General features: G+C 41.5%; 11 protein-coding genes and 1 pseudogene. 6 read left to right on the top strand and 6 right to left on the bottom strand.

The features are described 5' to 3' along the window. Window positions 1-806 (bottom strand): sulfate adenylyltransferase (locus tag PX481_RS15465; protein ID WP_288094914.1); only part of this gene is annotated, 806 nt, incomplete at its 3' end. Window positions 807-937: 131 nt separating this feature from the next. On the opposite strand from PX481_RS15465, the gene PX481_RS15460 reads away from it, so the two are divergent. Next, complete coding sequence (locus tag PX481_RS15460; RefSeq protein WP_002757862.1) at window positions 938-1,642, top strand: SDR family oxidoreductase; 705 nt, start codon at window positions 938-940, stop codon at window positions 1,640-1,642. A 126-nt stretch (window positions 1,643-1,768) separates the two neighbouring features. Beyond that, window positions 1,769-2,854 (top strand): 4-hydroxyphenylpyruvate dioxygenase, encoded by a 1,086-nt coding sequence (gene hppD / locus PX481_RS15455; protein WP_288094912.1) that lies wholly within the window; start codon window positions 1,769-1,771, stop codon window positions 2,852-2,854. 31 nt (window positions 2,855-2,885) lie between these two features. On the opposite strand, the gene PX481_RS15450 is transcribed toward hppD, so the two are convergent. Beyond that, window positions 2,886-3,422: a retropepsin-like aspartic protease family protein gene (locus PX481_RS15450; RefSeq protein ID WP_288094911.1), complete on the bottom strand. Its 537-nt coding sequence runs from the start codon at window positions 3,420-3,422 to the stop codon at window positions 2,886-2,888. An 83-nt stretch (window positions 3,423-3,505) separates the two neighbouring features. Further along, window positions 3,506-3,847 (bottom strand): histidine triad nucleotide-binding protein, encoded by a 342-nt coding sequence (locus tag PX481_RS15445; protein WP_002757854.1) that lies wholly within the window; start codon window positions 3,845-3,847, stop codon window positions 3,506-3,508. A 181-nt stretch (window positions 3,848-4,028) separates the two neighbouring features. Between PX481_RS15445 and PX481_RS15440 the strand changes: the two genes are divergently transcribed. Both PX481_RS15440 and PX481_RS15435 read left to right on the top strand, forming a co-directional pair. Beyond that, window positions 4,029-5,555: a YifB family Mg chelatase-like AAA ATPase gene (locus tag PX481_RS15440; RefSeq protein ID WP_002757852.1), complete on the top strand. Its 1,527-nt coding sequence runs from the start codon at window positions 4,029-4,031 to the stop codon at window positions 5,553-5,555. A 115-nt stretch (window positions 5,556-5,670) separates the two neighbouring features. Next, window positions 5,671-5,913, top strand: coding sequence for a hypothetical protein (locus PX481_RS15435; protein WP_192846060.1), 243 nt, complete (start codon window positions 5,671-5,673; stop codon window positions 5,911-5,913). Here the strand turns inward: PX481_RS15435 and PX481_RS15430 are convergent. Next, complete coding sequence (locus PX481_RS15430; RefSeq protein WP_002757850.1) at window positions 5,835-7,139, bottom strand: hypothetical protein; 1,305 nt, start codon at window positions 7,137-7,139, stop codon at window positions 5,835-5,837. The two genes, PX481_RS15435 and PX481_RS15430, sit on opposite strands and share 79 nt — an antisense overlap. 198 nt (window positions 7,140-7,337) lie before the next feature. On the opposite strand from PX481_RS15430, the gene PX481_RS15425 reads away from it, so the two are divergent. Next, on the top strand, window positions 7,338-7,766 hold the full coding sequence (locus tag PX481_RS15425; RefSeq protein WP_002743840.1) for a Tery_1686 family protein: 429 nt from the start codon (window positions 7,338-7,340) through the stop codon (window positions 7,764-7,766). 74 nt (window positions 7,767-7,840) lie between these two features. On the opposite strand, the gene PX481_RS15420 is transcribed toward PX481_RS15425, so the two are convergent. After that, entirely contained in the window at window positions 7,841-8,407 is a 567-nt protein-coding gene (locus PX481_RS15420) for a hypothetical protein (protein WP_002757849.1), read from the bottom strand. Continuing rightward, window positions 8,407-9,858 carry an AAA family ATPase gene (locus PX481_RS15415; protein ID WP_288094909.1) on the bottom strand — a complete coding sequence of 484 codons (1,452 nt, stop codon included), beginning with the start codon at window positions 9,856-9,858 and terminating at the stop codon, window positions 8,407-8,409. Before PX481_RS15415 ends, PX481_RS15420 begins: the two co-directional genes overlap by 1 nt. On the opposite strand from PX481_RS15415, the pseudogene PX481_RS15410 reads away from it, so the two are divergent. Beyond that, a pseudogene (locus PX481_RS15410) lies at window positions 9,841-9,928 on the top strand (IS200/IS605 family transposase); the annotation flags it as partial. The gene PX481_RS15415 and the pseudogene PX481_RS15410 sit on opposite strands and share 18 nt — an antisense overlap.

The following is a 9,928-nucleotide window of genomic DNA, read 5'->3' as shown; positions in this document are numbered from 1 at the left end:
GCGTAACGCATAGCTGAGGGGTTGATAGCCAGAATAACGCGATCTTGGGGGAAGTATTTATCCATCATGATCTCATAGCAACGCATCCGCACATCGGCCGGCACATCATCGCTTTTGGTAGCGCCGACAAGAGGATGCAAGAATAAACCATCTACCACTTCTAGGGCGCATTTTTGAATGTATTCGTGGGCCCGGTGGATGGGATTACGGGTTTGGAAACCGACAATCGTTTTCCAAGCTTTTTCGTGGAAAATTTTGCGCGATTGCAGAGGATCGATCTGATATTTGGGAAACTGGGGATGAGGATCGCGCTGAAGTAACCATATTGGACCTGCGAGGTTAATTTCTCCCTGTTCGTAGAGGACTTTTACCCCGGGATGTTTCTGGTCGTCGGTACGATAGACGTTAACTGCTTCGTGGGCTTTATTATAACGGTATTTTTGGGTTAATTCCAGGACTCCGACAAAGTTGCCTTCGCTGTCATCTAAACGAATCCAGTTGCCTTCTTTGAGGGGATCCGCCACTTCTTCGCTAACGGAAAGAGTCACGGGAATTGCCCAGGGTAAACCATTGATTAGACGCATATCATCGACGACTTTTTCGTAGTCGTCCTGTTCCATAAAGCCTTTGAGGGGACTGAAGCCACCAATAGCAATCATAACTAAATCCGAGAGCGCTCGTTCATCTAAGGAAACTCGCGGTAGTTTTTCAGCTAGGGCCAGAAATTCGGCTTTTTCGGCAGCGGTAGCAATACGATTAATTAATTGCCCACCGTGGGGCGCGATTCCTTCGGTCAGTACAGTCATAAAAATTTCTTTACATTGTCACGGTTTATCCTATCAGAAGTTGGCTAACCCTTAATCAAGGGGTTGGGACTAGCGATGATTTTCCAGTCGGAACAGTTTACAATAATGTTTGTAAAGAATTGTAAATAATTATGAGCGAAAAAGTTGTCCTGATTGTCGGCGCTACGGGGGGTATCGGTGCCACTTTAGCCCGTAAACTAGCTGTTAATGGTCATAAACTCGTATTAGTGGCCAGAAATGCCGATAATTTATCTAATTTAGCCAGTGAGTTGCCTTGTCCCTCTTTAATTGTGCCGACGGATATCACCAATCCGACTCAGGTAGAAACTTTGATGGAAAAAATTGTCTCCCATTACGGCCGGTTGGATGTGTTGGTTAATGCGGCCGGAGCCGGTGTGATGAAACAATACAATAAAATCACGCCGGAAGATTTAGATAAAATGCTCGACCTCAATCTGAAGGGGAGTTTTTATACCTGTCAGGCTGCGGCTAATGTGATGAAGGAAAATAAGGCCGGTCATATCTGTAATGTGGTGGGAATTTTGGGTAAGCATTCTATGGCTATGGCTGCCGCTTATTGTGCTTCTAAGTACGGGGTGGTCGGTTTTAGTAAATGTTTGGCCGATGAGTTAAAACGCTATGGTATTAAAATGACTTTATTCTATTTTGGTGGTGTCGATACTCCTTTTTGGGATCAGGTGAGCTTAAAAGTTGATCGCACTAAAATGTTAACCGCTCAAACCGCCGCCGATGCTATCTATTTTGCCATGAATGCTGAACCCCAAGCCGTCCCCATGGAAATTAATATTCAACCCGATAGTCATCTCTTTTTTTAGTCATCAGCTTTTTCAGTTATCAGTTATCAGTTATCAGTTATCAGTGAATAGCATTAAGTGGCAAGTTCGGAGTTTTATTTTCAATGTTTACTGCTCACTGAAAAAAACCTTTTTTTGACTTTATCTATGTTTGTTGATCATATTCATTTTTATGTAGAATCGGCCAAAAAATGGCGAGATTGGTTTGTGCGGGTGATGGATTTTCAGGCGATCGCAAGTTTGGTGAATCTCCACACGCACACGGAAATAGTTGGCAATGGCATCCAAAAAGATAAAACTAAACAGATTATTTTTATCTTATCTTCTCCCTTAAATTCCCTTAGTCCCGTGGCGGAATTTTTAAGTAAATATCCTGAAGGGGTGGCGGATGTAGCTTTTCAAGTGGAGGATTTAGACAGTTTAGCTAGGAGAATTAAACAGGACATTTTTATTGAGGAAACTGTTTTGGCTAGGGGTAAGATAAAAAGCTGTCAAATCTCTAGCATTGCTGATCTCAAACATACGTTAATTGAAAGGCAGGGAATCACGCCAATTTTAGCCGATCCTCATCTGATTCAATACGATAGTCAGCAACAATATAATCAGGATATTCTGGCAATTGATCACTTAGTTTTAAATGTTTTTCAAGGGAATTTAGAGTTAACAGCCAATTGGTATGAGGAAAATTTAGGCTTTAAAAAAAGGCAAACTTTTACTATTAAAACGGAGCGTTCTGGTCTTTATTCTCAGGTACTTGTTTACCCGAAAACTGAATTAAAATTACCGATTAATGAGCCAGATAGTAACAGTTCTCAAATACAAGAATTTTTAGATATTAATCAAAAATCTGGCATTCAACACATTGCTTTAAAAACAGAAAATATTGTAAACTTAACTAAAAAGTTAAGAGAAAAAAAGGTAGAATTTTTAGCAGTTCCCGACAGTTATTATCAACAAATTAACTATCAAAAAAAAGATTTTAATATTGCTGATTGGGAATGGTCAGAAATTAAAAAGCAGGAAATTCTCATCGATTTTGAACAAAATAGTTATTCTCTCCCGGAAAAGCCGACTTTACTGCAAATTTTCACTAAACCAATTTTTTCCCAGCCGACTTTCTTTTTTGAATTAATCGAGCGACGTCATGCCGCTAGAGGTTTTGGAGAAGGCAACTTCCAGGCCCTATTTGAAGCGATCGAACGGGAACAAATACAGCGAGGAACTTTAGATTAAAGTCAGAAAAGCGAGCATTTATCCCGTCAGACTATGGACGATGACGTAATTCGATCACATCTTTTTTGATCGTGACATCATAGGAACCAAAAAAAGTTTGTCCCAAGAGTCCTAATCCTTCCATTTGGGGAGAAATACCAACAATCTGATTAGATAAAGCCACCTCGCCAACCTTAACAGAATTAATGCGACCAAGATAAACAGTAACGACACCGCCGGCGGTATGAGCGACTACTTCCTTTTCCCGTTTGACTTTCATCGCTTTCGCCATGGCATCGGTGAGGACGATGCCACTAGCACCTGTATCAAAAAGCATTTCATAATAGTGACGGTTATTAAAAACCACCATCACCGTGGGAATGCCGTTAACCCGGCGTTGAATCGGTAACTGATAAACTTGCGGGGAATTTTTCCTATTTCTGGATGAACCGCCACAGAGACGGCTAAGATCTATGTGTTGTCCATCTGCTCTTTGGAGAAAGCATTCCGATTGAGCGAGAGTCGTAGGGGTGAAGGGAAATAACAGCAGGGTGCTGGACAATGCGATCGCAGAAATAGACCTATTCATGGGTTCAACATCGAGAAGACCGACTCGGAAAAGAACGATTCTAGTTCTAGAATTCCCCAAAAATGCGGGAGAATAACAGGAGTTTAACCCGGAGGCCAAGCCATTATGCGATCGCCTAAGAGATGGACATGAAGATGATCGACGGTTTGACCCCCATGTTCCCCATTATTGATCACTACTCGATAACCTTGACTTAATTTAGCTTCGGCGGCCACTTTTTTAACAGTTAGTAACAAATGTCCCAATAGATCTCGATCGCTGTCGCTGGCTTCCTCTAGTTTCGGAATCGGTTTTTTGGGGATAATGAGGATATGGGTGGGTGCTTGGGGATTAACATCTCGAAAAGCGAGAACCAGATCATCTTCATAAACGATCGAGGCTGGAATTTCTTTCCGGATAATTTTGCTAAAAATAGTCTCACTCATAGACAGATTACTTTTTTTTTCAACTATACCATTAAGCTCTCAGCTTTTCTGGCTAGGTTATCCCGAGAAATACGCTGATTTTCAGGGTAAATTCCCAGATAAAATCATTTTTGTGCGGAAAACTAGCCTAACATCCTGTTTCATTTTCCTAAGAACTCACTTTATTTTTACTTGAGCCAAAATGTTAGCAAGGGTTTGGAGTGCGGCAATTATCGGCATCGATGCCATTAAAATCGGGGTAGAGGTGGATGTATCGGGGGGATTACCCGGAATTGCCGTGGTGGGTTTACCCGATACCGCCGTGCAGGAGTCGAAAGAAAGGGTAAAAGCTTCCCTAAAAAATGCCGGATTTGCCTTTCCCATCCGCAAAATTGTCATCAATTTAAGTCCCGCCGATATCCGCAAAGAGGGGCCGATTTATGATTTACCGATTAGTATCGGCATTTTAGGGGCTTCCGAACAGGTAGAAGCCGATTTATTGGGGGATTTTCTCTTTTTAGGTGAATTATCCCTCGATGGTAGTTTGCGTCCCGTGGCGGGGGTTTTACCCATTGCTGCCGCCGCCGAAAAAATGGGGATTAAGGGTTTAGTGGTTCCTGCCGATAATGCCAAAGAAGCGGCCGTGGTCAAAGGCGTACAAGTGTATGGGTTTCGTCATCTATCGGAAGTGGTAAATTTCTTAAATGAACCCGATCGCCATTCACCGATGACTTTTAACGCTGCCGAGGAATTTGGGCGATCGCGGGTAAATCTCCCCGATCTCAAGGATGTCAAAGGCCAAGCCATTGGTCGTCGGGCCCTGGAAATTGCCGCAGCTGGAGGTCATAACCTAATTTTTGTCGGGCCACCGGGCAGCGGTAAAACCATGTTAGCGCGACGTTTACCCGGTATTCTGCCCCAGCTTACCTTTGCCGAATCCCTAGAAGTCTCCCAGATTCATTCCGTCGCCGGATTACTGAAAGATCGAGGTTCCCTGGTGCGCGAGCGTCCTTTTCGCAGTCCCCATCACTCCGCTTCCGGGGCAGCGCTGGTGGGAGGTGGCACTTATCCCCGACCGGGAGAAATCTCCCTTTCCCACCGTGGTATTTTATTTTTGGACGAATTAACGGAATTTAAGCGCAGTGTCTTGGAATATCTCCGGCAACCCCTAGAGGATGGTTATGTGAGCATTTCTCGCACTCGTCTTTCCGTCGCTTTTCCGGCCCGTTTTACTCTAGTGGCCAGTACCAATCCCTGTCCCTGTGGTTATTACGGCGATTCGGTGCAACCCTGCAGCTGTTCACCGCGACAACGGGAACAATATTGGGCGAAATTATCGGGGCCGCTTTTAGACCGTATTGACCTACAAGTGACGGTAAATCGCCTGAAACCAGAAGAAATGACCCAAGAGAGTCGGGGAGAAGCTTCTGAGCAAGTGCGGCAACGGGTAGAAAGGGCCAGACAAAAGGCCAGCGATCGCTTTCAGAATACGGGGATTCGCTCTAATGCGGAGATGAATTCCGAGCATTTGCGGGGTTTTTGCGCTCTTGATCATAGCAGTCGCCATATTTTAGAAGGGGCAATCCGAAAATTGGGTTTATCGGCCCGAGCAATGGATCGCATTCTCAAAGTTGCCCGCACCATTGCCGATTTAGGAGATAGTGAAATGCTGAAAAGTTCCCACGTTGCCGAAGCAATTCAGTATCGCACTCTCGATCGTTTAAGTTAGGGTTTGCGGCAAAAAGTTTGTTGCTGGGGTTAGGAGTCGGTCGTCAGGATTCAGGATTCAGGAGTCTGGAGATAGGGTTTTAGGGTTTTAGGGTTTTAGGGTGTTGGGGTTTTAGTTGAAATTCCCCCAATACCCCACTACTCCACTTCCCCATTTCCCAATTCATAATTCCCCCATTTCCCCACTTCCCCATTTCCCCACTTCCCCATCTCCCTACACCCCACACCCCACACCCTACACCCTACACCCCACACCCTACACCCTCTTTCAAGTCAGGAGTCAGGAATCGGGGGATTCTAAGCGTTTTTGCCATTCTCGATCGATTTTATCCGAGCGCTCGCTCTCTTGTTCGAGATAGTCTTGATCCGTAGAATAACTAATATCAGCATCCCTAATCACTTTTTGGTCGGCAAATTGACGAGAGTAGGCCAGTTTTTGCTCTAATTCAGGATTATTTTGGGCTAATAAATCTGCTCTTTTTTCTCGCTGTTGATTGCGTTGATTAACCCGCTTATTTCTCCACTGTAAAAAGAAATAACGACCGAGGGGAATCCCCAAAAAAGCAGCGGCATAACTGAGGAGAAAACCGTAGATACCTGTGACTATCGACCCCAGAGAACCGCTCAAATCAACACTATCACTGTTGAGCAAAAATCCTAAAACTAAAGCGAGGATAAAGTTAACCACCCCTAAACCTAAAGCTAAGATAATTTGACCGCTATCCGCTTCGCTAAACTTCCAGCTTTTTTCCCTTAGATAGGGTGACAATGCTTGTACTTTTCTCTCTTTGGTTGTCACCTGTAGATCGGGAAAATAATAGATAATATCGCCTCGATCGGACACCTGCGGCAACCCATTAAAGCGAGTTAAAACTGGAAGTATATAATCTTCTGTCTCCTCCTGACTGGGGGTAATACTATCCAGATAGGGGGCAATTTGTGGAGCAATAATCGAGCCACGATTATTTTGAATTACTTTACCGATAGTTTGCCAGCGTCTCTCCTCTAAATTAAAATTAGGATCGCCATCGCCAAAGAGAAAAGAAAAAACTGCCTCGAGAAAATTCATCTTACTAGGGGGTTTTTCTGCCTTAACTTCCCGATCTCTTCTTTCGTAGTAGTTATTACCAAAATCGGGATAAAAAATCCAGAAAAAGTCCGTGGGAAAGAAGTTAATATTAATTTTGCTATCTCCAGAATTGTTATCCGAGTCACTATCTTTGAACATTAAGCCTATCAGGATCGCCAGAATAGCGAGCAACAGGATTAAAATCGAAATAATTAAAACAATACCAAAGGAAATGCGAATAACATAAAAAACTACTTGCCAGATTTTACTCCCGAAAGCTTTTAACTGCAATTGCCAATATTTATTCAGAAGAATTGAGCGAAAATTTTCGGGAAAAAGATAGATAATCTCCCCCGTATCTGCTACCTGTAAATGTCCCCCCGCTTCCGCCGCTAAAGCTAATAATCCCTGTTGTGCAGCGTTAATCTCTAAACCCGATTTTGCCGCCACATCACCCACCGTAACCCGATAGCCTAATTTTTCGATCGATTGTAATAGAGACTCTTGGGGATTCATAGAAAATACTGTTCCTGTCGATTATCCTATTTTCTAGTTTAGTTTTGATTTTGTCTTTTTGGCAGCGGCTATCTTGATTGACAGGTGCGGCATTTTGGACTCGATCGAGAAAATATCGTTATAATTGTTCCAATAGTCGCAAAAAGCAGGGCTAAACTGTATAAATAGTTACTTTATAAGCAATTATCAGAGGTGAGCATGAATGCGTCGGAACAGGCAAAAGGATTAGAATTAACGGCGAAGATCGCCACACTCGTCAACCTGTTTAAACAACAATTCCCCGATGCAAAGGCAGATCTGAAACCTTGGCGCAATGATCCCCACACAAGGGAGTTAACGGATCCCGACTCGATCGATATCGCTTTCCATTTTCCCGGTTGGAGTCCCAGAATTCAAGGGCGCAGTATTCTGGTACAAATTCGTTTTCATCTCGATAGCGAGGATCAGCATCAGCGTTTGATTGGCTTAGAAATGCAGGCTTTTAACCATCAAGGAACCGCTTGGCGACTATCTACGGTGGAAAATTGGCAATTAGTCGGCAATTATCAACCTTCTCCTAAGGTGGCTGATAAGTTAAAATATTTCAGCCGGCAGGTGTTTGAAGTTTTTAAAAATGAGCATCGATAAGGCTCTTTCAGCACTCTCGGCAAAAGATCGTTATTCGATCGAGATTAAATCGGTCATAATGAGAAGCTATAGGACTAAATTAATTCTTGAAAGTGCTTCGCTTTAGCGGAAATTTTTAACATTTTTTCTGGTTGATCGTGAATCTCATTTTTTTGAGAGGATTTACGGCTGCTGGTGGTTGTTTTAGAAATACTGATATTTTTAATACTAACAAAGCGATATTGATAGTCCTGAAGAAAATCGGGTTGATTCCCAAATAAGCGTCCGATTTCACGACAATAGGAGACAAAGCATTCGGCTCCTTTTAATTGTTTGGTTATCGATGAATTAGAATCTCTGCTTTTCTTCATTTCCAGACAAAGGATAACTTTTTCAGAAGTGGTATTAGCGATAATTATAAAATCTGCACGCTTACACTCACCTTTATCACCAGTAAAAATTGTGCGGACATCAAAAAACTCATCTAGCTTGATCACAATAACTCGATCGGGTTCAGGCATTCCACTAATCACAAACGAATAGTTATCTTGATTTTCTGTCAGTTTCAGTAAATAACTATCTCGTTTGTATTCTTTTTTATACTCTAACTCTACTATCGCACAATCCCTAATCATTTCTTTGAGGATAGCAATATCAGACATTACTCCTCACCCCAAATAATAGCCGTTTGAATACGATTCATATTTTCGATAGTAGTATCAAAACTACGCGCTTCAATACCCATTTCTGGATCAATTTTAGCGGGATTTAAAGTGTGAAATTTGGTCTTTCTTTTTTGTCCTTTTAAAATCTTTGAATCTTCTTCAGCAATATAGACTTTAACTTGATCGGCCGATAATAATTCCTCTTGTCTATAGCCTTCTTCTGCGGCAATTTGTTTCAGGTGTGGTTGATTATGGTTAAGCATAATTAATGTGTTTATTTCCTTGATAATATAATCACTGTGAGTAGTGATAAAAACTTTAATACCAATGTTGATCAGTCGAGCGAAAAGTTTAGCGATACGGCGTTGATTTTCTGGATGGAGATTTAATTCAGGTTCATCTACTATCAACAAATCTCCGATGCGAGCTTCGTGTCTTAAATAAAAGCCAATGTCTAAAAGAGAACGTACAGCACTAGAACTTTCATCCATCGATAGTCTAAGTCTTTTTCCTTGTCTTTTTACTTTAGGAATGTAATAAAGTTCATCATTGTTAGTAATCATATATTGACCACCAATAATATCGGCAAAATCTTCTAAAATACTGGGATGATTTTCGTCAATAAAGCTAGTTTTTTTGACAATTGTTTCTATTTGTCTAGTAAAATCTACATTTTTTTTAACCAGTAGCGCATAATCCTGAGAAACATTAAATAACAGTTCCCTAGGATCAAAATTGCTATTTTTGCTAATTTCTTCCAGTAAACGATTACGAGCAAAATTTAACTCTTTGCGAAAAATTGCCGCTCCTGTCCTTTCTGCACTGGCAATAAATGGCCTGGGAAAAAACTGAGAGAAAATTATATCTTGGATGCTGTCGTAAATGATCTCCTCAAGAAAATGCACTGGCAGATTTATTTTTTCTGTTTCTGTTAATAATGTGATGGATAAATAAGGGTCATTTTCAGGTTTGCTAATCGAGATAATTTCCCATGTTGCTGTACTAATTTTCTTTTCATACTTATTTTGAAATTGAATATTGTCAAAATTTAATTCTATCTGAAAATCAACATTTTTAAATCTCTCCTCGTTGGCCGCAAAAACTTCAGGTATTTGTTGAATATATCTTTGACAACCTGTAGTAAGAATACTTTCACACTGTTGAACATACTCCTGTAGATCGAGACTAATTACACCATCAGAAAGTAGTTGCTCAATTTTTTCTTTGAGGCCAAATCTTGGTTTCGTTAATAGTCTTCGCCAAGTGTCTAAAAAACCGAATAAAGCGTAGGTAGCATAAGTTTTACCTGTATTATTACGACCACAGATAATTGTGAGGTCGCCTAGACTGAATTCTGCTTGTTTTAAAATGCCAAGATTTTTAATCTCTTCGGGTCTAATTCCCCGCCGCTCGCGGCGTACAATAGAAAAATGAGTGAATACATCCATAAGAGCCATAATGTAAGTGTTTTGCTATATCATTTAGTGTTCCCAGCCAAATATCGTAAAGCCGTTTTCG

It is taken from the genome of Microcystis sp. M53603_WE2 (assembly GCF_030065435.1).
Note: the sequence above shows the minus strand (reverse complement) of the source record. Positions and strands in the feature narration are given on the sequence as shown.